A 24,627-nucleotide genomic window follows, 5' to 3' on the forward strand; every position below is an offset into this window, starting at 1 on the left:
TTCCGCTTGGTTGAGGTCCATGGACGGCTCATGGCTACCTCCTCTCCAGTGGAAGCAATATAGTGCACCTCCAGGCTGTCTCGCCTAACGATCACGTTGGCGATTGCGGGAGTGAGCTCAGCTGGGTCCTCTCTCACTTCTTCAGGGTTTTGGCTGCTGCTCAAGTGCTGTTGCAGCAGATCCAGGACCGCCTGCTCTATCTCTGGAGCGGATACGCGTGGAACCGATCCCGCCTCCTCTCGCCGACCCTGCTGCAGTGCAAAAGACGTGTAGTACCGATAGCGCACCCCAGCTTTATTGGCGGTCGTCGGTGTCATGCGGAAGCCTCTGTCGTCAAACAGCTTACCCGCAAGCAGCGCATTTGTGTTGATGCGCGTCGTGCTGCTGGGCGCAGCTTCACTCAGCGCTGTCTGAACTGCCTCGAACTGCTCCAGAGCAATGATCGGCGAGTGATGACCCGAATAGTGCTGACCCTTATGGCGCACTTCACCGATATAGACGCGATTGCGCAGAAGATAGGCCAGAGGCCCCTTACTGAACGGCACCCCACCTCTTTGGGTGCCGTCCCGCAGCTTGCTGATCTTGGTGGTGAGCCCCCGCTCCCGCAGTTCTCTCAGGAGCCCGGTCAGGCTCCTGAGCTCGAGATAGCGGCGGAAGATGAAGCGGATTGTCTCTGCTTCCGCCGGGTTGATCACCAGCTTCTTGTCTTCAGTGTCATAGCCAAGCGGCACCGGGCCACCCATGTGCAGCCCCTTCTTCTTGCTGGCCGCGATCTTGTCCCTGATGCGCTCACCGGTGACCTCTCGCTCAAACTGAGCAAAGGACAACAGCACATTGAGGGTGAGCCGTCCGATCGAGGAGGTGGTGTTGAAGCTCTGGGTCACCGACACGAAAGAGACCTGACGAGCATCAAAGCGCTCCACCAGCTTGGCGAAGTCTGCGAGAGATCGCGTCAGCCGATCCACCTTGTAGACCACGACAATGTCGACTTCCCCCGCATCAATCGCACCAATCAACTGTTGCAGGGCCGGGCGGTTCATCGAGCCCCCCGAAAAGCCACCATCATCAAACGCGGTGGGCACCAGCGTCCAGCCCTCATGTTTCTGGCTGGTAACATAAGCTTCACAGGCCTCCCGCTGTGCAGCGAGCGAGTTGAACTCCTGCTCCAGCCCATATTCCGTAGAGACACGCGTGTAGATGGCGCAGCGCAGCGGTTTGGCTAAGGCCGCACTCATTTCCCTTCCCCTGCCGCGCCGTTGCTGGTGTCTTTCTCACGTAAGCCAAAAAACCGCGGGCCATTCCAGCGGGTGCCAGTAATCCGCCGGGCGATGTCCGACAGGCTCTGATACTCAGCACCCTGCCAGATGAACCCGGCCGTGGTGACGGTCACGGTGTGCACGTCATTGCCGAACTCCCGCACCAGCAGGGTCCCCGGCCCAAGCCGCCGCCGGCGCACGGGCGGTACAGTCGGCGGAGCCTTGGCCTTGCGAGTCCCTTCCTGCCGCTCGCGAATGTTCTCACGCTGGATACGCTCGAGGTAGCGCTGAGTGGCCCGATCAAGATCCCCATGCACTTTTGCCTGCAGACGGTAGGCCAGCAGGCGCATCAACAGGGAGCGGGGCAAGTCTGGTGGTCCGGTGCGGAGCCGTTTCCGCCACAATACCCGCAGCCCGTTGATGTCCAGCTCCGCGAGTTGCGCCAGGTCGTGCCTCAACCCTTCTTTCCGCTCGTCTTCAAATGAGGGGGAGCCAGCCTGCTCAAGTGTCGGGGAATGCGACGGACCGGCTGTGACCGCCTCCGCACCTGACCTAGACTGATAATCAGTTTGAATCTGTTCCAAGGCGCGACCTCCAGGTTTTGACGATTAAGCCCGTTACCACCCAAACCCCGCTATGGCTAAAAGCCGGCGGGGTGACGCGCCTTTTTGTGGCGCCACCAGTACCGCTCCAAGCTGGATACAAGTCCAGTCCGAAGAGCCGGGAAGACCGCCTGTGCAAGGCGCACTTAAGACGAATCCCATCTCTTGTCTTTGCGAACCGGTCTCCAAGTGCGCCGACCTCAACCGACGGAAAGCAGACGAAAATACGGGGAGAAAAGCAGCAGAAACTGGCCAAAATGGCTGTGCTAAGTTCTTCGGGGAGACCGTCTCATTCGAGCCTAGTGACCGCTAAGCCTTTGATTGTGGCTGCATCTCCCACATCATCCGAGAGCACGCGGCTGCATAGGGAGTGGTTGGTGGGCCCACCAGGACTCGAACCTGGAACCAGACCGTTATGAGCGGTCGGCTCTAACCATTGAGCTATAGGCCCTCGCCCGCGTCATATCAGGGTCGCAGCCACTGTCAAACTCTGTTTGCACCGGCCAATGCATGCAAGCCCATGGCCGCTTCCCCCGGCGCCTGTCCTCGGCTAGTTTGTGCGCCAGCCGAACAGATGACGGGCAGCGCCCTTGCGGGACGGAGATATCATTCATGGTCTGATGCGAGGGCTCTCGGTAATCGAGTGCTTCGACGAGGATCATGCACGCATGTCGATTACCGACGTGGCCGAGCGCACCGGCCTTGAACGCGCCACGGCGCGGCGCTGTCTGCTGACCCTGGTGCATCTGGGCTATGCCACTTATGACGGTAAGTTCTTCCAGTTGACGCCGCGCGTGCTCAATCTGGGCCATTCCTATCTTGCCGCTACGCCCCTGCCCCGGCTGATCCAGCCATTCCTGGAGGAACTCTCCCGCGCCACCGGGGAAAGCACCTCGGCGGCCGTGCTGGAAGGAACTGACATACTCTATGTCGCGCGCGCCTCCACACGCCGCGTCATGTCGATCAATCTGGGCGCTGGCGCGCGCCTGCCCGCCTATTGCACCTCCATGGGGCGCACCCTCTTGGCCGCGCTGCCGCCCGAGGAAGCCCAGGCGATTCTCGAGCGCTCTGACATTGTCGCCTATACCGCGCGGACCAAGGCCGACAAGGCTACCATCACGACCGAACTGGCCGTCATCGCCGCCCAGGGCTTCGCTGTTATCGATCAGGAACTCGAACTGGGCCTGTGCTCGATAGCCGTTCCCCTGCACAATGCCGTCGGCCAGGTGGTGGCTGCCATCAATATCGGTGCCCACGTCGCCCGGGCGCCCACCTCTCGCATGATTGCCCATTTCCTACCGCTGATGCGCAGGGTTCAGGCCGAAGTCCGCCCGCTGCTGCGCTAGAAAATAGCGGCCCGCGGACTGTCCGGAAGCTGTCACACAGCAACGCTAACTTTGCCACCAAAGGCCGGAAAAGCCATGGTTAACCGCCCATGACGCCATGGCAGCTTGTTTCCGGGCAAGACCGACACAATTCCTTTCCGTCACAATTTTCACGTTCATTTACAACAGCTTGCAATGTCATAAACCGGTCATTGAATTGCAATAAAACTGTCGCCGCGCCCTCCTATGGTCTGCCGCGTCACAGGGCGGCCCAACGAATGGCTGGCCATGTTTGCAAATGAATTCCGGAAGGGACATTCCATGAAGACCGCACTCTACGCCAGTGCTGCCGTTATTGCTCTTGCAGCATTCGGCACTAATGCCGCCTACGCTCAGTCGCGCGACACCATCCAGATCGCCGGTTCCTCCACCGTGCTGCCCTTCGCTTCGATTGTCGCCGAAGAATTCGCCAATGCATTCCCCGACTACAATGCCCCCAACGTTGCCGGTGGTGGCTCGGGTGGCGGCAAGCGCCAGCTTTGCGAAGGCGTCGGCGAAGCCACTCTGGACATCGCCAACTCGTCCTCCAAGATGAGCGCCAGCGAACTGGAAAGCTGCCATGCCAACGGCGTGACCGACGTGCGCGAAATCGTGTTCGGCTATGACGGCATCGTTTTCGCCACCGGCATCGATCAGGGCGACTTCGCTCTCGAGCCCGTCCACCTCTACAAGGCTATCGCTGCTCAGGTTCCGGTTGACGGCGAACTGGTCGACAACCCGTACAACAACTGGTCCGAAATCGACGCTTCGCTTCCCGACCAGGCTATCTTCGTTGCCATTCCCGGCACCAACCACGGCACTCGCGAAGTCTTCGACCAGCGCGTTCTGGAAGCTGGTTGTGAAGCTGCCGAGCTGCCCGAGATGGATGAAGACGCCATGGAAGCGGCTTGCCTGACCCCGCGTCAGGACGTCGTTGTGGAAATCGCCGGTGACTACACCGAGACCCTGGCCCGCCTGCAGTCGAACCCCGAAGCTGTTGGCGTGTTCGGTTTGAGCTTCTACGATCAGAACCGCGACACCCTCAAGGTTGCCACCGTGTCCGGCGTTGAACCGAGCCTCGACACCATCGCCGCTGGTGACTACCCGGTCTCGCGTCCGCTGCAGTTCTACGTCAAGGGCGCCCATGTCGGTGTGATCCCGGGCATCGAAGACTACGTCGCCTTCTTCCTGTCCGAGCAGATGGCCGGTGCCGGTGGCACTCTGGAAGCTGCTGGTCTGGTTCCGGCGTCCAGCGAATTCCTCGCTGGCCAGCTCGAGGCCTTTAACAACGCTGAACAGTACACCCGCTAAGCGGCTCTACTCTTCTCAGGAGAATCCCGGCCCGGTCGGGGTTCTCCCCCAAGCATTCGAGATACGCGCCAGGCCCGTTGGTCCGGCACACCAGGAAGGACCGCTTCGCCGTGAACGCCCTCGTTATCGCAGCCCTTCTTCTGGTTCTACTTACGGTTTCCTATCAGGTCGGATGGTCGCGCAGCCGAAAACTGGCCGAGGGCAAGGAGGCGCGTCTTCACTCTCGCCCGATCTATCATGGCGTCCTTGCCGCGCTGTTCGCCCTCCTGCCAGCCATCGTCATTTTGGGTCTTTGGGCCCTGTTCAGCCAGTCCGTAACCCATAGCTTCATTCTGGCGCAGCTACCTGCGGAAGTTGCGCAGCAGCAGCCATTCGAGGTTCAGGCCGCCATTTCGCGGGTGCAGGCCATTGCCTCCGGCTATGGTGTCATCGGCGAACCGACCCCAGCCGAGGCCGCTGCAGCCAGTGCCTATGCCTCCTTCCAGCAACTTTCCTTCCTTGGCGTCATCGCCGCTGCCGCAGCCCTTGGCGCAGGCGGCCTGTTCTGGGCTCAACGCCGGATAGCGCCGCGCCTCCGCGCCCGCACCGAGGTGGAGATCTTCGTCCGCCTGGCGCTCATCGCCTGCTCCACCGTGGCCATCCTGACCACGCTGGGCATCGTGCTTTCCCTTCTCTCTGACGCACTGCGCTTCTTCAGCTTCATCAACCCGCTCGACTTCTTCTTCGGCACCACCTGGAACCCGCGCTTCCAGAGCACGGGGTCGGGTTCCGCGGGCGAATATGGGCTTTTGCCGCTGCTCTGGGGCACGGTGATGATCAGTCTCATCGCGATGCTGGTCGCTGTTCCCATCGGACTGATGTCGGCAATCTACCTGTCTCAATACGCCCATGAGCGCGTGCGCAGCGTGGTCAAGCCGATCATCGAAATTCTCGCCGGCATTCCCACTATCGTTTACGGCTTCTTTGCTCTGGTCACCGTCGGCCCGTTCCTTTCTGGTCTGGGTGACGTCATCGGCATCGATATTCGCGCCACCAGCGCGCTCACCGCTGGCGTCGTAATGGGCATCATGATCATCCCCTTCATCTCTTCGCTCAGCGACGACATTCTGGGGCAGGTTCCGCGCGCCATGCGCGACGGCTCGCTCGGCCTGGGCGCCACGCAATCGGAAACCATCCGTAAGGTGCTGCTGCCCGCTGCCCTGCCCGGCGTGGTCGGTGCAGTGCTGCTCGCCGTCAGTCGCGCCATCGGGGAAACCATGATTGTGGTTTTGGCGGCTGGCAACAGCCCGGTCCTGCGCGCCAATCCTGCCGAGCCGACATCTACGGTGACGGTCAGCATCGTCAACCAGTTGACCGGTGATGCCGACTTTACCAGCCCGCAATCTCTGGTCGCCTTCGCCCTCGGTCTCACGCTTTTCGCCATGACATTGCTGCTCAACGTCCTGGCGCTCTACATCGTCCGCAAATTCAGGGAGCAATACGAATAGCCATGACTGATACTGTGCTCCCTGGCGCCGCGGCCGGCGCGCAAAACCGCGAACGGGTTCGCAAGGGCCTGGCCCGTCGCCATCGCAACGAAGCGCTGTTCCGCTGGGCAGGCATTCTCTCCATTGCCGCCGCCCTTGGTTTCGTCGCCATTCTGTTCGGCATGATCCTGTCCAAGGGCCTGCCCTCGTTCTGGCAGTCCACCGTTCATTTCGAAGCCTATTTCGACCCCGAACTGATCCAGGGTGGCCCGCGTCCAGAGCGCGCCGATTTCCCCTCGCCTGCTGACCACCAGCAGGCCGTGAAAACCTGGCAGCGCGCCGTGACGATGTCCAATTGGAACAAGATCGTTGAGACCGGTCTGCGTGAGGCTGCACCTGGCTTTGAAATCGAGAGTCGCGATCTGCTCGAGCTTGTGACCTCCGCCGGTCGCTTCCAGTTGCGCGACATCTATTTTGCCAAGCCGGAGGTGCTGGGCCAGCGGATCCCGGTCTCCATTCTTGCCTCGGCCAACACCGACAACTGGCTCAAGGGCACCATCGACCGCAGCCAGCCTGATGAGCGTCAGCAGCTTGCCGCGACCACCCGCGCCCTGGCCGACCAGTTTGAAGAGAATGGGACCATCAGCTTCGATTTTGCCTGGCACATCTTCACCAATGTCGACAGCCGCTCGGCACCGGCGACCGCTGGCCTGGCCGGTGCATTCATGGGCTCGCTCTACATGATGATCGTGGTGATCGTGCTGGCCGTGCCGATTGGCGTGGCAAGTGCCGTCTATCTCGAAGAGTTCGCCCCAAAAAACCGCCTGACCGACCTGATTGAAGTCAACATCAACAATCTTGCGGCCGTGCCCTCCATCGTCTTTGGCCTGCTCGGTGCCGCCGTCTTTATCAACTACTTCGGTCTGCCCCGCTCGGCGCCGCTGGTTGGCGGCCTGGTGCTGACCCTGATGACGCTGCCAACTATTATCATTGCGACCCGCGCCGCTCTACGTGCGGTTTCGCCATCGCTGCGCCAGGCCGCACTCGGGCTTGGTGCATCGCACAACCAGACCGTGTTCCACCACGTCCTGCCCATGACCTATCCGGGCGTACTGACAGCGACGATCATCGGCGTTGCCCAGGCCCTTGGCGAAACTGCGCCGCTGCTGCTAATCGGCATGAGCGCCTTCATTGCCAATGTTCCGGCTGGTCCGCTGGACTCGGCCACCGCCCTTCCGGTGCAAATCTATCTCTGGCAGGGTAACGAAAACCGTAACTTCTTCGAGGCGAGGACCTCCGCAGCCATCATCGTTCTGCTCGGGTTGATGCTGCTGCTCAATGCCATCGCCATCTTCCTGCGCTCGCGCCTTGAAAAGCGCGCTTAAGGAGACACCAATATGGACGTTCTCGCCGGCAAGGTTAAAGTGACCTCAAAGACTTTGGATCAGACCATGAACCCCGCTGAATTGATGGATCATCCCATCCGCCTCTCCACACGCGACGTGACCGTCCACTACGGAGAAAAGCAGGCGCTGCATGGCATTTCCATCGACATACCCGATCGCGCCGTTACCGCCTTCATCGGCCCCTCGGGCTGCGGCAAGTCGACCTTTCTGCGTTGCATCAACCGCATGAACGACACCATTGAAGGCGCCAGGGTCGGCGGCAAGATTGAGTTGGATGGAGAGGATATTTACTCATCCGACCTCGATGTGGTCGAACTGCGCGCCCGCGTCGGCATGGTGTTCCAGAAGCCGAACCCCTTCCCCAAGTCGATTTATGACAATGTGGCCTATGGCCCGCGCATTCATGGCCTGGCCAAATCCAAGGCCGATCTCGATGAGATCGTCATCTCCTCACTGCGCAAGGCGGGCCTGTTCGAAGAGGTAAAGGATCGCCTTGCCGAACCCGGCACCGGCCTGTCCGGCGGCCAGCAGCAGCGCTTGTGCATTGCCCGCGCCATTGCCGTTGGTCCCGAAGTCATCCTGATGGATGAGCCCTGCTCGGCTCTCGACCCGATCGCCACCGCCATCATTGAGGAACTGATCGACGAGCTGCGTGAGAACTACACCATCGTCATTGTAACCCACTCGATGCAGCAGGCCGCCCGCGTCAGCCAGAAGACCGCCTTCTTCCACCTGGGCAACCTGATCGAGCATGGCGACACCGAAGACATCTTCACCAATCCGGTGAACAAGCAGACCCAGGACTACATCATGGGCCGTATTGGCTGACAGCCACGGGAAGAGGAAACATCATGCCCAATACCGGCACCGAACACATTGTCACCTCCTACAATGAAGAGCTGCTGGCGCTCGCCCAGGCCATTGCCGAGATGGGCGGTCAGGTTGAGGTGGCCATCGAAAATGGTACTCGCTCACTGCTCAAACTCGACCGCGAACTGGCCGATCTGACCATCATTGCCGACCAGCGCATCGACGACATGCAGCGCGAAATCGACGAGATGGCTGTCTCGATGATTGCCCGGCGCCAGCCCATGGCCAGCGATCTGCGCGCCATCATCACCGCCATCCACGTGGCGTCCGACCTTGAGCGCATTGGCGACATGGCCAAGCAGTTGGCGCGCCGCTCGCTGAAGCTCGAAGGCCTCAATCTCCAGCCCACCTTCTACAACGGCGTCAAGAATATGACCGCGCTGGTGCTACGCCAGGTCAAGGACGCACTCGACGCCTATGGCAATCGCGAGGAAGCTGCTTCCATTGAGGTCTGCAATCGCGATGACGAGGTGGACGCGATGTACACCTCGCTGTTCCGCGAACTGCTGACCTATATGCTCGAAGATCCACGCAACATCACCGCCTGCACCCATCTGCTGTTCTGCGCCAAGAGCCTGGAACGTGTCGGCGATCACGCCACCAATATCGCCGAGCGGGCTTACTATCTGTCCACCGGCAAGCAGCTCACCAGCGACGTTCAGGATCTGCAGCGCCAGCAGATCAAAGCGTAGCAGGCGGTCTGCGCTGCAGACGGAAGGCTCCATTGGAGCCTTTCAAGCCAAGTAGGCCGTGCGAGCCACGCTCGAATGGCCGGGACGGTGGGACAACCACCACATGCAAACTCAATGTTCGGCCCCTCCCTTGGGTGCCGGCCGATGGAGCACATCCATGCCCGCGACGGTTCTTGTTGTTGAAGACGAAGGCGATATCGCCATTCTGCTGCGCTACAATCTGGAGGCCGAAGGCTTCCGCGTGGTCACCGCCGAAAGTGGCGATGAGGCGCAGCAGGCCCTCGCCGAAAAACTGCCCGATCTGATCCTGCTCGACTGGATGCTGCCCGAGATTTCCGGCATTGAATTGTGTCGGCGCCTGCGCGCCCGCGATGAAACCGCCGGCATCCCGATCATCATGCTGACCGCGCGCGGCGAAGAAGAAGAACGCGTTCGTGGACTCTCGACCGGCGCCGACGACTACGTTGTCAAACCCTTCTCGGTGCCCGAACTGGTGGCCCGCATCCACGCCCTGCTGCGTCGCGCCAACCCCAACCTGGTCACCACCGCGCTCAAGGTCGGCGACCTCGAACTCGACCGCACCACCCATCGCGTGCGCCGCGCCAGTCGGGACGTACATCTTGGCCCCACCGAGTACCGGCTGCTCGAATATCTCATGCGTCATCCCGGCCGCGTCTATTCGCGCGAACAGCTGCTCGATGGCGTCTGGGGCAATGATGTCTATGTCGACGAACGTACGGTCGACGTCCATATCGGCCGTCTCCGCCGCGCCATCAATCGCGGTCGCGAGGTCGACCCCATCCGCACTGTGCGGGGAGCAGGTTATGCTTTCGACGAGCGTTTTGCCGCCAACGCCTAGCTATCGAGCGGGCCGGGCCGCTGCTGCGATCTCGTCCCAGCGCTAAAAACACCGTGACCGCCCACCAGGATTTTTTTGGAACGTCGCGCCCGCTTTCTTCATTGGTCAGCTATCCGAAGACGACCAAAAGGAGGCAGAAATGAAACTGTTCACCACCGCCGCCCTCGCAGCCGTGACCCTGCTCGGTGGCGCTCCCGCCCTGGCTCAGTTTAGCGGGGACTGGAACGAGCTGATCCGTACCCGTGATCTGACCGGCTCGCCGGTTTACACCACCAATGAGGCCCATGACGAGGGCTCTTGGGGAGCTGCAGACGGCGACTACATGTGGGGTTGGTCCGGCTATGAAGGCGTAGATGACAACTGGAACCACATCGGTGAGATCGAAGACGTTGTTCTCACTAAGTCCGGTGACCTGCGCGGCGTCGTGGTCGAAGTTGGCGGCTTTCTCGACATCGGCGACAAGCACGTCTTCCTCCAGGTAGAGGACGTTGAACTCACCCCAGAAGGCGACGAAGACTACGTCTTGGTGACCCGTTACTCGGAAGAGGAACTGGAGTCGATGGAAGGCGTCAACGAAGCTTGGTGGGAGTAGTCCCACATCTCATACGAGAAAATGGGCGCCACGGGCGCCCATTTTTTTGCCTCGTGCTCTGACTAACGCTTCTGGACCAAGAGCCACGCCAGACTCCCCAACCACCCAAGCAGCATCGCCCCCAAAAGGCGCTCATAAGCACCATCCCAGGCGGTGGGAACGAAAAAGAAGATTGGCGCCAGGACAGTCCAGGCTATTGCAAACCCAAGACCCAACCGCCCCCAGTGCCAGCCGCGTGCCTGCAGCGGCTTCCACAACAATGCCGAGGCAACAGCCACGGTTGTATAGAGGATCAGGACGCAGAGAAGGTGCAAGGTGGAAGCCGGAGACGTCACCAGCAGATCCTGGTTGACCCCCGCAATGGCGAGAATCGCAAGGGCCAGCGAGATCAGTAGCGCCCGGGCGGTTCGCGTCTGCCCATCATCGACTGTGACTTCCGGCAAGGCGACGGCGATGGCCACGATCGCTACCGCCAGGGCATAAAGCCCCACATCCTGAATCCATCCATATTGCCCATGCGCCAGGGCGCTGATCGTTTCGCTGAACGGATTGTGCTTCTCGAAGACGATTATCCCGACGAGATCGGCGAAAACCACCGCGCCACATCCCAGCAAACCGAGATAACCGCAGATCGTTGCCAGATGACTTCTGTGAGCGGCGGTCATGGCGAAGGATCCTTGCTTGGCGGCTCAATGACAAGCGCGCATACTGACAGAACCATCTCCTTTGAGCGTCCGTTCCAACAGAACTCTATCCGGACCAGGCGCTCAACAGCAAAAGGGCGGAGCCGCTAAGGCCCCGCCCTCCATCTCTGTCCGTCGAGGGACTTCAGCCTGCCGCGGTGTAAGCCGTTTTGACCACGGTGAAGAACTCGGCCGCATACTTGCCCTGCTCGCGCGGCCCGTAGCTCGAGCCCTTGCGGCCGCCAAAGGGCACGTGGAAGTCGACGCCCGCGGTCGGCACATTGACCATCACCATGCCGGCCTCGGCATTGCGCTTGAAGTGCGTGGCGTATTTCAGCGAGGTGGTGACGATACCGGCGCTGAGACCGAACTCGGTGTCATTGGCCGTGGCCAGCGCTTCCTCATAATCCTTGACCTTGATGACCGCCGCGACAGGCCCGAAGATTTCCTCGCGGGCAATGCGCATCTGGTTGGTCGCGCCGACAAACAGCGCGGGCTGCAGGAAGTGACCTTCGGTTTGCGCATTGACGCGATTACCGCCGGCGCGCAATTCGGCGCCTTCACCCCGACCGATCTCGATATAGTCCATGTCCTGCTTGAGCTGGCTGGGATCGACCACCGGACCGATTTCAGTGTCCTTGCTCAGGGCATCGCCCACGCGCAGATTCTTGGTCCGCTCGCTCAGGGCTTCGACAAACTTGTCGTGGATGCCCTCGGTAACGATGACGCGGCTCGAGGCGGTGCAGCGCTGCCCGGTCGAGAAGAAGGCCGACTGCGCCACGGTTTCCACGGCCACCTTGAGATCGGCATCGTCGAGCACGATGGTGGGGTTCTTGCCGCCCATTTCGAGCTGGAACTTGCGGCCATGTTCGATCGAGGCCGCAGCAACGCGCTTGCCGGTGCCCACCGAGCCGGTGAAGCTGATGGCATTGACATCCTTGCTGTCCAGCATGGTCTGGCCAACCACCGAGCCCTTGCCCATCACCAGATTCAGCACACCCTTGGGCAGGCCGGCGCGGACCAGAATATCGACGATTGCCCAGGTCGAACCCGGCACCAGATCGGCCGGCTTGACCACGACCGTGTTGCCATAGGCCAGGGCCGGCGCGATCTTCCAGGCCGGAATGGCGATGGGGAAGTTCCACGGCGTGATGATGCCGATGACCCCAAGCGGCTCGCGGGTGATCTCCACACCCACACCCGGCCGCACCGAGGGCAACACTTCGCCACTCAGGCGCAGCACTTCACCAGCGAAAAAGTCGAAGATCTGGGCGGCGCGGGTCACCTCGCCAATGCCCTCGGGCAGGGTCTTGCCCTCTTCGCGGCTGAGCAATTCCCCAAGCTCTTGCTTGCGGGCCGTGATTTCGTCGGCAGCCTTGCGCAGAATGGCGTGGCGCTCAAGAATGCCCGAACGCGACCAGGCCGGAAACGCGGCCTTGGCAGCCGCAATCGCCTGCTGCGTGTCCTCCACTGTCGCGCGGGCATAAACCCCCACAACTTCCTTGAGATTGGACGGGTTGATGTTCTCGACACCATCCGAGCCGACCCATTCGCCGTCGATAAGGTTCTTGTGCAATTCGGTCATGGAAAAGGCCTTTCGGTTGATAACGCTCGGGAGAAGAAGCGTGTATTTAGAGTAGGTTGGCTTGCGCGAGATCGCGCAGCAAATGGCTTGTGCCATAGGTCCAGGGCGGACATTTGGTAGACAGGTTGACCCGGTTGGTCAGCGTACCCAGGGTCGGTGTCGAAATGGAGACGACATCCCCAAGCTTGTGGGTAAAGCCTTTTCCAGTGCCATCGCGATCCTTCACCGGCGCAAACATGGTGCCCAGATAGAGCACCAGCCCGTCGGGATATTGATGGTGGTCGCCCACTGTGGCGGCGACCAGAGACTCGGGCGTACGCGAAATTTGCGCCATATTGGACTGGCCCTCGAGCACAAAACCATCCGTGCCCTCTACGCGCAGGGCGACCTCAGCCTGCTTGATGGTTTCGAGCGAGAACTCGCCGTCAAACAGACGCACGAATGGGCCCAGCGAAGCTGACGCATTATTGTCCTTGGCCTTGCCCAGCAGCAGCGCCGAGCGGCCCTCAACGTCACGCAGATTGACGTCATTGCCCAGCGTCGCGCCGATGATCTCGCCCTTGCTGGTCACCAGCAGCGCCACTTCTGGCTCGGGGTTGTTCCAGTTCGAAATCGGGTGCAGCCCGACTTCAGCGCCATGGCCCACCGCACTCATCGGCTGGCCCTTGGTAAAAATCTCGGCGTCCGGACCGATGCCCACTTCCAGGTATTGGCTCCAGACACCCTTTTCGATCAGCGCCGCCTTGACCTTCATCGCTGCATCCGAACCCGGTACCAGTTGCGAAAGATCGGTCCCGATCAGGTCGAGGATTTCGGTGCGCAATGCGTCAGCACGAGAATTGTCACCTCGCGCCTGTTCTTCGATCACGCGCTCAAGCAGCGACACCACAAAAGTCACGCCTGAGGCTTTGAGGGCCTGCAGGTCAATGGGTGTGAGCAATTGCGGCAGCTCCGGCTTGCCTTCCAGCGCATTGGCCATCACGGCATTGATGTCGCCAACCGCGCGACCGGGAGCAGTTTTCACATGCTCCGCCGCCCGCCCACTTTCGGCGATATCACGCACCGTGGCCATGCCGCGCGCCGTGATGTCGACCAATTGCCCGTCACGCACCGTCACGATGCGGGGATAGTCAAAGCCATCAAGTTTGGCGCGGCCGACAAGCACACCCTGCGGAAGATCACTGACGCTCATTTTGTCCCCTAACATGTTAGCTTGTCACTAGCCCAGTCGACTGGTCGGGCGCAACGCCTATGCGTATAAGTCATACTTTTTGACAATGCCACCCCATCGGCGAGCATTCAACTCTGGTTCATCTGCGCCCCAATACTGACGCATTGGGCCCGAACAACTCGGCCCAGCACTGATTCAAGGAGTTATCCATGCGTGCCCTTAGCGTCCTCGTCCCACTCGCATTGATCGCAACGACCCTGCCTGCATTTGCAGGAACCATCGCCATTGAAGGGCGCGGCGAAGTACGCGCCGCTCCGGACATGGCCACCATCAATTCTGGCGTCACCACCCAGGGCGCCACCGCTCGCGAAGCGCTCGACGCCAATACGGCCGCGATGAGCGAGCTGATTGCCGCTCTCAAGGAGTCCGGCATCGAAGCGCGGGATATCCAGACCTCCGGTTTTTCGGTCAACCCGAACTATGTCTATTCCGACGCCCGGGACGAGCTGGGCTATTCCAAGCCGCCCAAGATCAACGGCTATCAGGTGTCCAATTCGGTCACCGTCGTCGTGCGTGATCTCGAAGAGCTGGGCAGCATTCTCGACCGCTCGGTGACCGTGGGGGCCAACACCGTCAATGGCGTCAGCTCCTCTGTGGCCGATCCATCCGAACTGCTCGATGAAGCCCGCAAGCTGGCTTTCGACAATGCACGCGACAAGGCTGAGCTCTATGCCGACGCCGCCGATGTGAAACTGGGCGATTTGGAGCAGATTTCCGAGCGGCAGGACTTCAACGCCCCCCAGCCCTACCCCATGTATGCCCGGGCGGAAATGGCGGACGCGGCCCCGGTCCCTGTGGAGGCGGGCGAAATGAGCTTTGCCATTACCGTGAATGTGACGTGGGATTTGAACAACAGCACTGACTAATCGGTGCACAACTTCCCGCGCTGCCATGTTTTGGCCAAACCGTAACGGCCAAACGCGCGTTGAGTATTTTCATGGGCAGACCCGACCTCCGGTCTGCCTTTGAGTTCCCGGATCCCCTCATTGAGGGGGCTTGGGCGGTGGGGACGGTTCCACCGTAGTCACTCCGTCCCCACCTACCCCTCCGCCGTCGTTCGGCAAAGCCGACGACGGGCCCGGTGAGCGATGCGATGTTGGCAAAGGCAACGACCTGCCTTGGATCGGTTTACCCCGTCACCACTTCCCACAACATATTCAGGCCCACCACCACCAGGAACAGGGCGAACACATATTTAAGTGTCTTCTGCTCCAGCCGATGCGCCAACGCCGCGCCCCAGGGTGCACAGAGGGCGGCGAGCACGCCTACCAGAGCCAGCGCCAGCAGATTTATGTAGCCTACGCTGAGCGGGGGCAGTCCATCCACACCCCAGCCCGAAATCAGAAATCCGGCAGTACCCGAAACGGCAATCGCCACGCCTATGGCCGCGGATGTGCCAACTGCCTTGTGCATTGTCTCTCCGAACGCCACCAGCGTCGGCACGGTCAGCGAGCCGCCGCCGATACCCATCAGGGATGACACATAACCCACGACCAGCGCCGAAATGCGATGCGTAATGCTTGATCCCTTGAGATGCCCCATCAGCTTGGTCTGGAAGGCGAAGATGATATTGGCCGCGATCACGAAGGCCATGACGGCAAACACCATGCGCAGCACGTCGCCTGAATAGAGCCCCGCCATCAGCCCGCCGACAAACGTCCCCAGCACGATGAACGGCGCCCAGAGCTTGAGCACATTAAGATCGAGCGCGCCGCGCTTGTGGTGCGCCCGTGCACTCATGATTCCGGTTGGAATGATGATGGCGAGCGAAGTGCCCACGGCCACATGCTGCACCACCTCGGCATCATAGCCCATCAACAACAGGGCGTTGCTGAGGGCCGGCACAATCACCGCGCCGCCGCCAATGCCCAGCAAGCCCGCAGCGATGCCCGAGACCACCCCGGTCACCATCAGCCCCAGCACGAAGGGCCAGTAACCGGCCAAGACGCTCCAATCCATGTTTATTCCCCGATGATATGAAATACCAGCTCGCGCCGGTGCGGTCGCCGCCGGTGTTCGAAAAGATAGAGCCCCTGCCAAGTGCCCAGCACCGGCCGCCCGCCGCTGACCGGAATGCCGATCGAGGTTTGGGTGAGCGCGGCCTTGATGTGGGCGGGCATGTCGTCCGGACCTTCGGTGGTGTGCACAAGCCAGTCCATGCCTTCGGGCACCAGCCGCTGAAAGAAGCCGAGCATATCGGTCTGCACATCCGGATCGGCATTTTCCTGAATCAGAAGCGAGCAGGAGGTATGCCGCACATAGGCTGTCGCCAGCCCCGTCTCGATCCGTGTTTTGGCAACAAAACTCCGCAGCGCCCGGGTCACCTCATAGAGGCCCTGACCCTGCGTTTCGACGATATGGCTATCAATTGCCTGCTGCATCCCTGTCGCCTAGCACGGGCACACCTGGTCCGGAAGTCCGCGACCGCTGCGATCCGTCCACCACGCCGCATTGCCGCCGCAATGCGCCATTCTCTCATTCAAGATTGTTGGCGACGGAACTCCTGTCAAAACCCCGCGTTCTGGGCTGTGCGGGGCCTGTCGGACACAAGCCTGGCCATCGAGAACTGTTCATACAGCGTTCAGGTACGCACCACGATGCTCGACGGGAAGTGTTTCAAACACAAAAGGATAAGAACAATGCGCCTCAAGAACTGGCTCCTTGCCGGAACCAGCATCGGCCTGCTGGCCTTTGCGCCGATCTCGGCACACGCCCAGGACGCCGAATTGCAATCAGCCTATCAGGCTTATCTTAACGCCCAGGCCTCGGGCGACGCCGCCGCCCTGGAAGAAGCACAGACTGCTTTGACCGAGCTGTGCATCGTCGGCGGCTACACCAGCCTGGAAGAGTGTATCGCCGCGATCGAGGCCGCCGGGACCCAACCGGCTGCTGAAGAGCCTGCGGCAGAAGATGCCGCCCCCGCCGAACAGCCAGCTCCTGCGGAAGACGTTGCGCCAACTGAAGCACCGGTTGCCGAAGAGCCTGCCGCTGAACAGCCGCCGGCACAGGAAGAGCCTGTCGTCCAGGAACAGCCGGTGGAAGAACCTGCCGCTGAACAGCCCAAGGCGGAGGAACCGGCCACCGAACCAGCTCCCGCCAAGGAAGAGCCCTCCGTCAACGAAGAACCCATGACGGAGCAGGCGCCTGCTGAGGAAGCACCCGTCGCTCAAGAAGCGACCCCTGCCCAGGATCCAGCGACTGCGGACCCTGCCATTACAGAAGACGCCAGCATTGAAGCACGATTGATCGCTCAGGTTGACGCCCACAATGCGGCGGTCGCCGACCTCTCCGCCGGAGCCGATGCCACCGAAGCGCAATCCCGCATCGATGCAGCCTTGGACCAGATCACCGTAATCTGTGGCGGGCTCGGCTATGCCGACATTGAGGCCTGCCTCGCCGAATACGGTCTTGAGCTGACCCCGCTTCCCGAATCCATGTCCACCGACGAACAGCCTGCGGCTCCCGCCCCTGGTGACGAACAGCCTGCGGCTCCCGCCCCTGGTGACGAACAGCCTGCACCCGCAGAGGAAACCACCTCCGAAGGTGAACCGGCCGAAGTGATCGAGGACCTGCCTGAGGGCGTGACCCAGGATCAGGTCGCTCCGGTGCTCGACAGCGCCAAGGATGAAGAAGCCGCGCCCTCGGAAAGCGCTCAGCCTGTTGAAGGCGAAGCCGCCGCCGCCGAGGAACCCGCTGCGCCGCCCCCGGCTAATGACGAGGAAGCTCAGTCCGAAGCAACCCGCGCATTTTCAGCTCAACCCATCGCTGCAGTGACTGCAGACGAAGGCGAGGCTGTGAGAGCCGAAGAGAACGCGACCGTCAATCAGACCGTGATCAACAATTACGTCACCAACATCACCACCAATGTGACCGGCGACAACAACACGGTCACCACTGGGTCGCAACAGACGCCCGTCACCGTAGTCGAGGCGCCGAAAGTACAGACCAACAACGGTGATGCCTTCACGCAGCTCATCCTGCAGGTTGGTACGCAGCTGTTCGTTAACTCGGTCGGCCTGGACACTGATCGTTTCTACGATCCCCAGGAAGATGAGATCTACTACGAGCGCCTCAGCAATAACCGCGTTCGCGAAGTGATCACCCGCCCAGACGGCACCCAGATCATCACGGTGCGCAATCGCAACGGCGATATCCTGCGCCGCTCGCGTATTGCCCCGGACGGCCGCGAATACATCCTGGCCTACTTCGACGACAGCTACTACGACGACCTGGAACGCTGGCGCGACCCAGCCGAGGACCTTCCTCCGCTTCGCCTCAACATCCCGGTCCGCGAATATGTACTCGATGCCCGCTATGCTGACGAAGAGGAAGTCGAAGTCTTCTTTAGCCAGCCGCCGGTAGAGCAGGTCGCCCGCCTCTATTCCATCGATGAGGTGAAGCGTTCGGCCCGACTGCGTGACAGTGTCCGTCGCCTCGAAGTGGGCAATCTGACTTTCGATACCGGCGAAGCCACTATCGAGAGAAGCCAGGTTCAGGCCTTGTCCAGCGTTGCAAATGCCATGCTGTCCCTGCTTGAGCGCAATCCGAACGAGACCTTCCTCATAGAGGGTCACACCGACGCTATCGGATCGGACATCGCCAACCTGCGTCTGTCGGACCTGCGGGCTGCCACCGTTGCCCGCGTCTTGACCGACTTCTATGGCGTACCGCCTGAAAACCTGGCTACCCAGGGCTATGGCGAACGTTATTTGAAGATCCGTACCGAGGCGGCTGAGCGTCAAAACCGCCGCGTCACTATCCGCCGGATCACGCCGCTGATCACCGTCGCCGCACGCTGATCACGACACCGGACCACGCTGAAAGGCCGGGCCTCGCGCCCGGCCTTTTCTATTGCTTGCTCGAGCGCTGACGAATTCTTGAAAAAGCCACAATGAGTCACTGTCGAATGAACTTGATACGAGGCGACAGTCCATTGATTCTGTTAAGTTTTCAGAAAAAGAGCTGGCCAGTAAAACGCTCTTCACAAACTTGGGAACTCTCCATTTGGGACCGCGTTTATTAGCCAGCGTTGCAACATAGGAGCAAATGATGGCTACCCCCGAACGCGATACTGTTTACACCCGAGACGGAAACCGCACCGTCTACACCCGCGAGAGCAATGGTACCGGCTGGTTCGTCGGCATCATTGTGGCTCTCGCCCTGCTGGCGATTGGCTACCTCGTCTTCTCGGCCAATTCCGGTCCTTCGACCACCGTCGATGTGAACGGCGTGCCGGCCACTGAGGCCCCCTTGACCGACCCGGCAGTCGCTCCGGCTCCGATCACCGAAGCCCCCGCAGTCGAGACCGCCCCGGCTCCAGCCACCGAGGCTCCTGCCGCAGAAACCGCCCCGATGACCGAGGCCGCTCCCGCTGCCGAGCCTATCACTCCGGCTGAAACCGCTCCGGCCACGGACGCAGAGGTCGCCCCCCCGGCCGAACCTACCCAGTAACACTGAACCGGACCTGGCCCCTCCCTCCAGGACCGAAAGAGACCCCGGTGCCCCCGCCGGGGTCTTTTTATTGCGCCTTCCGTCCCGGATGCTGGCAATATCTAAGGTGCCCCCACGGCTGGCTATTTGCCGCTGCGCTTGATTGACTTGATCTCCTGCGGCGGAAGGCCGGACTTTTCCGAAATGACACGGTCCTGCTCCATGATGGCGGCACGCGCTGGCTCATCGCCATCAAGGCCGCCCAGCAGGCTCGCATCCACCTTGCGGTTGGAGCGCTGCGAGCCGTCTTCATAAACGACGTCGAACATCACGAATTCGGTGCGTGGGGTCGGTTTCCGGGCCATCTCGGCATCCTTTCAAACAGAAACCGCGAGCCGGCATGGCTCGCGGTCTTCGGTCAATTTGTGCGTGTGCGTCTTAGCGGTAGATCTGGTCGCCTTGCTCGTCGATGATCTGGCGTCCCTTGCTCAGCGCCAGCGCCACCAGGTCCTCGCGCGAGCTCATCTTGTCGGCGCGGATAAAGCGATAGGTCTTGACCTCACCCTCGACCTGCTTCTCGATCAGGCCTGCAAGCTGCAACTCGCCGCCTGCCTTCATCTCGATGGCCTTGATCTGGTAGCCCTTGTAACCCTCTTCGCCCAGAACCTTGTCGCCCTCCGGTTCCGAGGCGGCGCCACCGCCGAAGAGCTTCTTGAAGAACGACATTACGGGCCTCCTGTTTGTCCTGTCCTGCGCGCTGGTCGGGGTCGCTGCAACTCACCACGCTTGTTCATCTCCTCCTGCAACCAAAGCGGCGAGATGTCAAAATAGTTCGGCCAGATCGGCTTCCCATTCACCAGATCGACCTTGGCGAAATAGCCTCGATCCCGCAGCGGCTCGGTGCCTTCACCCCGCTCGGCCAGCATCGGGGCCGCATTGAACGTTCCCCAGCTGCCGTCGGAAAACGTCACCACCAGCTTGAACGGGATGGCGGTGCGCAGCGAGGTGAGTTTGAGCCGGGGAGCAGCCATGAGCTACTCTCCTAGTTGTCCAAAAAGCTCCGCAGCTTGCGCGACCGGCTCGGGTGCTTGAGCTTGCGCAGCGCCTTGGCCTCGATCTGACGAATACGCTCGCGAGTCACCGAGAACTGCTGACCGACCTCTTCAAGCGTGTGGTCGGTGTTCATGCCGATACCAAAGCGCATGCGCAGCACACGTTCTTCACGCGGGGTGAGCGAAGCCAGCACGCGGGTCGTGGTTTCACGTAGGTTCGACTGGATCGCCGCGTCGATCGGCTGCACCGCATTGGCGTCCTGGATGAAATCGCCCAGGTTCGAATCTTCTTCGTCACCAATCGGGGTTTCGAGCGAGATCGGCTCCTTGGCGATCTTGAGCACCTTGCGCACCTTGTCGAGCGGCATCTGCAGCTTTTCGCTGAGCTCTTCCGGCGTCGGTTCACGGCCGATTTCATGCAGCATCTGGCGGCTGGTGCGAACGATCTTGTTGATCGTCTCGATCATGTGCACCGGAATACGGATGGTGCGCGCCTGATCGGCGATCGAACGAGTGATCGCCTGGCGGATCCACCAGGTGGCATAGGTCGAGAATTTGTAGCCGCGGCGGTACTCGAACTTGTCCACGGCCTTCATCAGACCGATATTGCCCTCCTGGATCAGGTCCAGGAACTGCAGGCCACGGTTGGTGTACTTCTTGGCAATCGAGATCACCAGGCGAAGGTTGGCTTCCACCATTTCCTTCTTGGCGATAGCGGCTTCGCGCTCGCCCTTCTGCACCTTGTGCACGATGCGACGATATTCGCCGATATCAAGCCCGGCTTCTGTGGCCAGCGTGGCGATGTCATTGCGGATATCGGCAATGGTGTCGGTCTCGCGGCGGGCAAATTCCGCCCACCCCTTGCCATCGAAGGTCTCCAGCGACCATTCCCAGCTCGGGTCCAGTTCGCGGCCATAATAATTTTCGAGAAACGACTCGCGCTTGACGCCATAGCTCTCGGCCAGGCGCAACAGGCGGCCTTCAAGGCGCACCAGACGCTTATTGATGTCGTAGAGCTGCTCAACCAGGCTTTCGATACGGCCATTGTTCAGCGACAACGACTTCACATCGGCAATCACCTCGGCGCGCAGGGCGCTGAGCCGGTTGTTGTCGGCATCCGAAATGGCCGCCGTGCGGTCTTCAGCGTGGCGATCCTGCATTTCGCGCATCTGCCCATAAGCATCGGCGATGCGATCAAACGTTTCCACCACCTGGGGCTTGAGTTCGGCTTCCATGGCCGAGAGCGACAGGGCGTTGTCGAATTCGTCGTCGTCGTCGTCCTGCGGATCCTGAGGGGCTTCCGGCTCCTCGGGCACATACTCGTTATCACCGCTCGACGTGCGGTTGGGGGCGGCCTTGGGCTTTTCCTTGGCTGGCTCAGCTTCCGGCTTGGGCGCAACCTGCACCTCAGGCGCCGCCTGCTTGGCGTCAGGGCCTGCATAGGTGGCTTCCAGGTCGATAATGTCACGCAGCAGGATTTCGCCCTGACCAAGCTGCTCGCGCCAGATGATGATGGCCTGGAACGTCAGCGGGCTCTCACAAAGCCCCTCGATCATGGTTTCGCGGCCAGCCTCGATCCGCTTGGCGATAGCGATTTCGCCTTCGCGGCTGAGCAGTTCGACCGAGCCCATTTCGCGCAGATACATGCGAACCGGGTCGTCGGTGCGGTCGGACCCTGACTTCGCATTGGAAGTGTTGGCAACGGCCGTGCCGGTCGAGGTGGCGACTTCGGTGCCGCTTTCTTCCTCGTCCTTTTCGACTTCGGTCTCTTCGACCTCATCCTCGTCGACCACGTTGATGCCCATCTCAGAGAACATCGACATGAAGTCTTCGATCTGCTCGGAGCTGACCTCGTCCGAGGGCAGGACAGCGTTCAGTTCTTCATAAGTGACATAGCCTCGCTTCTTGGCGACCTTGATCAGCTTTTTGACGGCTGCATCGTTCTGATCGATCAAGGGAGAATCGTTGGAGGATTCCGGGGCGCCGCTTTCCGGCTTTTCGGTTTCCTTCGAGGCTTTGTTCGCTGCCTTGGTGGCCATCTGGTACTCCTCGGGACCCACGGGCGGGTGGTCCCGGCTGTGTCTTAGGTGGTGACAACTCAAGACAAGGTAAAGGTTCCATCACCGGAGCGTTAACACGCTCGTGTGACATGGCTCGCTTTCGGGGATTGTGGCAGTGATTCGCCACAACGCAAAATCGCGCAGCGTCGCCAGTCTCTCGGGTTTTCCCCTCAAAAACTGCGAGTTGCGCGTCCTGATAGCGAACCAAATCCTTCGATCAATGCCTCTGTGCCATCGACAGTGGTAATCTGGTTCTTGATGTCCCGCAGCCTTTCAAAGGTTTCTTCGCTCGGGTCTTCGCCCAGCGCGGCTTCGGCTGCCTTCAGCTCCCTATTTAGCTGAACTTTCTTGTTATGCAAGGCCAGCGCGTGACTTAATCCGGTCTCGGCATCCACCAGCGCCGTCTCGGCGCTCACCTGCCACACGCCCTGCCGCGTCAGTGATTCGGTCATTCGCTGCAACGCCGGGCCATGTCCGCGCACCCCAAGCGCCGCGCGCAAATCATCAGCCGAGATATCGTGATGCCGTACCGCCAAGGCCAGAATGTCGCCCAGCACCTTCTGCGCCACCGGCGTTTCGCAATCGAGCGCCGCAAGTGCTTCGAACTGGTCTTCGACCAGCGCCGGATGATTGACCAGCGTCAGAATAATCGTCGCCTCACGCGGGCTGGCATCGGCCATCGCGCCTGTCCTGAGCAGTCGCGAATTGCGCAGTGTGTCCGAAACCACCAGGCGCGGCGTGCCACGACCCGGATAGCCATAGGCTCCGCTCTGCCCATAGGCCGGCTTGCCGCCGCCCCGCCAGTTTTCGCGCCCGCCCCCCTGGCGCAGCGGCGCAAAAAAGGCCTTCAATTTCTCGTCAAAGGCCTGAGCATAGTGGAAGCGCACGGTCGAATCCTGGATGCCATTGGCCCGTTCGCGCAAGCGCGCCTGAAGCGCGGCGCGCTCTTCGGGCGCCTCGGGCACCAATCCGCCTGTCTCGAAACTCCACACCATGTCCGACAGGCTGCGCGCCTTTTCGATCACCTCGGCAAAAGCGCCGCGCCCCTGCGCCTTGATCAGATCGTCCGGATCCTGCCCCTCAGGCAGCGTGGCAATCTTGACGCTCTTGCCGGGTTTCAGATGCGGCAGGATGATATCCGCCGCCCGCTCCGCCGCCTTGAGGCCCGCCTTGTCGCCATCAAAACACAGGATCGGCGTATCGCTCATGCGCCAGAGCAGTTGAATATGCTCCTCGGTCAGCGCCGTCCCCAGCGGCGCCACCGCCCCTTCAAATCCGGCGGCCACTGCCGCGATCACGTCGAGATAGCCTTCTACGACAATCACGCTGGCTCCATCCCGCGCTGCCGCGCGCGCCGACTGGCCATTGTAAAGCGTCTGCCGTTTGGAGAAGAGCTGGGTTTCCGGCGAATTGAGATATTTCGCCGGCACATCCGGGCTCATGGCCCGTCCGCCAAATGCGATCACCCGGCCACGAAAATCGGTGATCGGGAACATCACACGGTTGCGGAACCGATCATAAGTCAGCGGATCATCGTCACGGCTGGTCACCAGACCGGCATCGATCATCGCCTGACCCGATACGCCATTGGCCGCCAGATGTTCCTTGAGCCCATTGCGGCTTTCCGGCGCAAAACCGATCCGGAACCTGGCCTGACTTGCCGGTGTCACCCCGCGCTCAAATAGATAGCCTCGCGCCCGCGCCCCGATATTGTGCGCCAGCGCCGCTTCGAAATATTTGGTCGCCAATTCCATGACATCGGCCAGCCCGCGCTGCGCCGCTTCGCGCTTTTCGGTGCGTTCGTCGCGCGCCGGCATCTGCACGCCGGCCATCCCCGCCAGTTTCTCGACCGCCTCGGGAAAACTCATCCCGGCCTTTTCAGTCAGGAACCGGAAGTGGTCACCCGTGGCCCCACAGCCAAAGCAGTGATAAATGCCGCGCCGGTCATCGGCGTGAAAACTCGGGCTCTTCTCGGCGTGAAACGGGCAGCAAGCCCACATATCGCCTTTGCCCGGCTGGCTTTTGCGCTTATCCCACAAGACATGCTCGCCCACCACCTGCGTAATCGGCAGGCGCTGGCGAATTTCGTCCAGGAACGTATCGGTAAAGCGCATGTATGTTATCTAGGCGCTCACAGCGCCCAAGTCATCAGCAGAGAGTTTTCCACA

23 protein-coding genes and 1 tRNA gene are annotated in these 24,627 nt (G+C 61.0%); 11 read left to right on the top strand and 13 right to left on the bottom strand.

Translation table 11 applies throughout. The features are described 5' to 3' along the window. The 3 genes from GGR20_RS06730 to GGR20_RS06740 all read right to left on the bottom strand — a co-directional run. On the bottom strand, positions 1-1,235 hold a 1,235-nt coding region (locus GGR20_RS06730; protein ID WP_183310488.1), incomplete at its 3' end, for a recombinase family protein. Further along, positions 1,232-1,840, bottom strand: a complete 609-nt coding sequence (locus tag GGR20_RS06735; RefSeq protein WP_246349480.1) for a DUF2924 domain-containing protein — start codon at positions 1,838-1,840, stop codon at positions 1,232-1,234. The genes GGR20_RS06730 and GGR20_RS06735, both read right to left, overlap by 4 nt. Positions 1,841-2,233: 393 nt before the next feature. After that, positions 2,234-2,309, bottom strand: a tRNA-Ile gene (locus GGR20_RS06740). A 139-nt stretch (positions 2,310-2,448) separates the two neighbouring features. Here GGR20_RS06740 and GGR20_RS06745 point away from each other — a divergent pair. The 8 genes from GGR20_RS06745 to GGR20_RS06780 all read left to right on the top strand — a co-directional run bounded on the left by GGR20_RS06745 (position 2,449) and on the right by GGR20_RS06780 (position 10,418). Then, complete coding sequence (locus GGR20_RS06745; protein WP_183310489.1) at positions 2,449-3,204, top strand: IclR family transcriptional regulator domain-containing protein; 756 nt, start codon at positions 2,449-2,451, stop codon at positions 3,202-3,204. Positions 3,205-3,504: 300 nt separating this feature from the next. Beyond that, on the top strand, positions 3,505-4,533 hold the full coding sequence (locus tag GGR20_RS06750) for a PstS family phosphate ABC transporter substrate-binding protein (protein ID WP_183310490.1): 1,029 nt from the start codon (positions 3,505-3,507) through the stop codon (positions 4,531-4,533). A 110-nt stretch (positions 4,534-4,643) separates the two neighbouring features. Further along, positions 4,644-6,020, top strand: coding sequence for a phosphate ABC transporter permease subunit PstC (gene pstC / locus GGR20_RS06755; protein ID WP_183310491.1), 1,377 nt, complete (start codon positions 4,644-4,646; stop codon positions 6,018-6,020). Positions 6,021-6,022: 2 nt separating this feature from the next. After that, complete coding sequence (gene pstA, locus GGR20_RS06760; RefSeq protein WP_183310492.1) at positions 6,023-7,384, top strand: phosphate ABC transporter permease PstA; 1,362 nt, start codon at positions 6,023-6,025, stop codon at positions 7,382-7,384. A gap of 66 nt (positions 7,385-7,450) precedes the next feature. Continuing rightward, positions 7,451-8,233: a phosphate ABC transporter ATP-binding protein PstB gene (gene pstB, locus GGR20_RS06765; RefSeq protein WP_246349494.1), complete on the top strand. Its 783-nt coding sequence runs from the start codon at positions 7,451-7,453 to the stop codon at positions 8,231-8,233. A gap of 23 nt (positions 8,234-8,256) precedes the next feature. Next, the gene (gene phoU / locus GGR20_RS06770) at positions 8,257-8,967 is read left to right on the top strand and encodes a phosphate signaling complex protein PhoU (protein WP_183310494.1); all 711 of its coding nucleotides are present in this window, start codon (positions 8,257-8,259) and stop codon (positions 8,965-8,967) included. Positions 8,968-9,124: 157 nt separating this feature from the next. Beyond that, positions 9,125-9,826, top strand: a complete 702-nt coding sequence (gene phoB / locus GGR20_RS06775) for a phosphate regulon transcriptional regulator PhoB (RefSeq protein WP_183310495.1) — start codon at positions 9,125-9,127, stop codon at positions 9,824-9,826. A gap of 139 nt (positions 9,827-9,965) precedes the next feature. Beyond that, positions 9,966-10,418, top strand: coding sequence for a PRC-barrel domain-containing protein (locus GGR20_RS06780; RefSeq protein WP_183310496.1), 453 nt, complete (start codon positions 9,966-9,968; stop codon positions 10,416-10,418). 62 nt (positions 10,419-10,480) lie between these two features. Here the strand turns inward: GGR20_RS06780 and GGR20_RS06785 are convergent, their stop codons facing one another. From GGR20_RS06785 to GGR20_RS06795, 3 genes are all read right to left on the bottom strand, one after another. Next, positions 10,481-11,083, bottom strand: a complete 603-nt coding sequence (locus tag GGR20_RS06785) for a DUF998 domain-containing protein (protein WP_183310497.1) — start codon at positions 11,081-11,083, stop codon at positions 10,481-10,483. A gap of 163 nt (positions 11,084-11,246) precedes the next feature. Further along, the gene (locus GGR20_RS06790) at positions 11,247-12,686 is read right to left on the bottom strand and encodes an aldehyde dehydrogenase family protein (RefSeq protein ID WP_183310498.1); all 1,440 of its coding nucleotides are present in this window, start codon (positions 12,684-12,686) and stop codon (positions 11,247-11,249) included. A 46-nt stretch (positions 12,687-12,732) separates the two neighbouring features. Next, positions 12,733-13,878 (bottom strand): fumarylacetoacetate hydrolase family protein, encoded by a 1,146-nt coding sequence (locus GGR20_RS06795; protein WP_183310499.1) that lies wholly within the window; start codon positions 13,876-13,878, stop codon positions 12,733-12,735. A gap of 188 nt (positions 13,879-14,066) precedes the next feature. Here GGR20_RS06795 and GGR20_RS06800 point away from each other — a divergent pair, with 188 nt between their 5' ends. Further along, positions 14,067-14,783: an SIMPL domain-containing protein gene (locus GGR20_RS06800; RefSeq protein ID WP_183310500.1), complete on the top strand. Its 717-nt coding sequence runs from the start codon at positions 14,067-14,069 to the stop codon at positions 14,781-14,783. Between the two features lie 262 nt (positions 14,784-15,045). Here the strand turns inward: GGR20_RS06800 and GGR20_RS06805 are convergent, their stop codons facing one another. Next, a complete protein-coding gene (locus GGR20_RS06805; RefSeq protein ID WP_183310501.1) occupies positions 15,046-15,876 on the bottom strand; it encodes a sulfite exporter TauE/SafE family protein in 831 nt (276 codons plus the stop codon). 2 nt (positions 15,877-15,878) lie between these two features. Next, the gene (locus GGR20_RS06810; protein ID WP_183310502.1) at positions 15,879-16,298 is read right to left on the bottom strand and encodes a secondary thiamine-phosphate synthase enzyme YjbQ; all 420 of its coding nucleotides are present in this window, start codon (positions 16,296-16,298) and stop codon (positions 15,879-15,881) included. Between the two features lie 258 nt (positions 16,299-16,556). Here GGR20_RS06810 and GGR20_RS06815 point away from each other — a divergent pair, with 258 nt between their 5' ends. Together GGR20_RS06815 and GGR20_RS06820 are read left to right on the top strand one after the other, a co-directional pair. Beyond that, positions 16,557-18,716: an OmpA family protein gene (locus GGR20_RS06815; RefSeq protein WP_183310503.1), complete on the top strand. Its 2,160-nt coding sequence runs from the start codon at positions 16,557-16,559 to the stop codon at positions 18,714-18,716. Between the two features lie 250 nt (positions 18,717-18,966). Then, positions 18,967-19,368: a hypothetical protein gene (locus GGR20_RS06820; RefSeq protein ID WP_183310504.1), complete on the top strand. Its 402-nt coding sequence runs from the start codon at positions 18,967-18,969 to the stop codon at positions 19,366-19,368. Positions 19,369-19,490: 122 nt separating this feature from the next. Here the strand turns inward: GGR20_RS06820 and GGR20_RS06825 are convergent, their stop codons facing one another. The 5 genes from GGR20_RS06825 to dnaG all read right to left on the bottom strand — a co-directional run bounded on the left by GGR20_RS06825 (position 19,491) and on the right by dnaG (position 24,573). Next, on the bottom strand, positions 19,491-19,712 hold the full coding sequence (locus GGR20_RS06825; RefSeq protein WP_183310505.1) for a hypothetical protein: 222 nt from the start codon (positions 19,710-19,712) through the stop codon (positions 19,491-19,493). 73 nt (positions 19,713-19,785) lie between these two features. Further along, on the bottom strand, positions 19,786-20,073 hold the full coding sequence (locus tag GGR20_RS06830) for an HlyU family transcriptional regulator (protein ID WP_183310506.1): 288 nt from the start codon (positions 20,071-20,073) through the stop codon (positions 19,786-19,788). Next, positions 20,073-20,378, bottom strand: a complete 306-nt coding sequence (locus GGR20_RS06835) for a DUF2442 domain-containing protein (RefSeq protein WP_183310507.1) — start codon at positions 20,376-20,378, stop codon at positions 20,073-20,075. The genes GGR20_RS06830 and GGR20_RS06835 overlap by 1 nt, the downstream gene beginning before the upstream one ends. Positions 20,379-20,389: 11 nt before the next feature. After that, complete coding sequence (rpoD, locus tag GGR20_RS06840; protein WP_183310508.1) at positions 20,390-22,438, bottom strand: RNA polymerase sigma factor RpoD; 2,049 nt, start codon at positions 22,436-22,438, stop codon at positions 20,390-20,392. 191 nt (positions 22,439-22,629) lie between these two features. Next, positions 22,630-24,573: a DNA primase gene (dnaG, locus tag GGR20_RS06845; protein WP_183310509.1), complete on the bottom strand. Its 1,944-nt coding sequence runs from the start codon at positions 24,571-24,573 to the stop codon at positions 22,630-22,632. Positions 24,574-24,627: the final 54 nt, after the last annotated feature.

The sequence above is a fragment of the Devosia subaequoris genome (assembly GCF_014197055.1).
Lineage (GTDB): Bacteria > Pseudomonadota > Alphaproteobacteria > Rhizobiales > Devosiaceae > Devosia > Devosia subaequoris.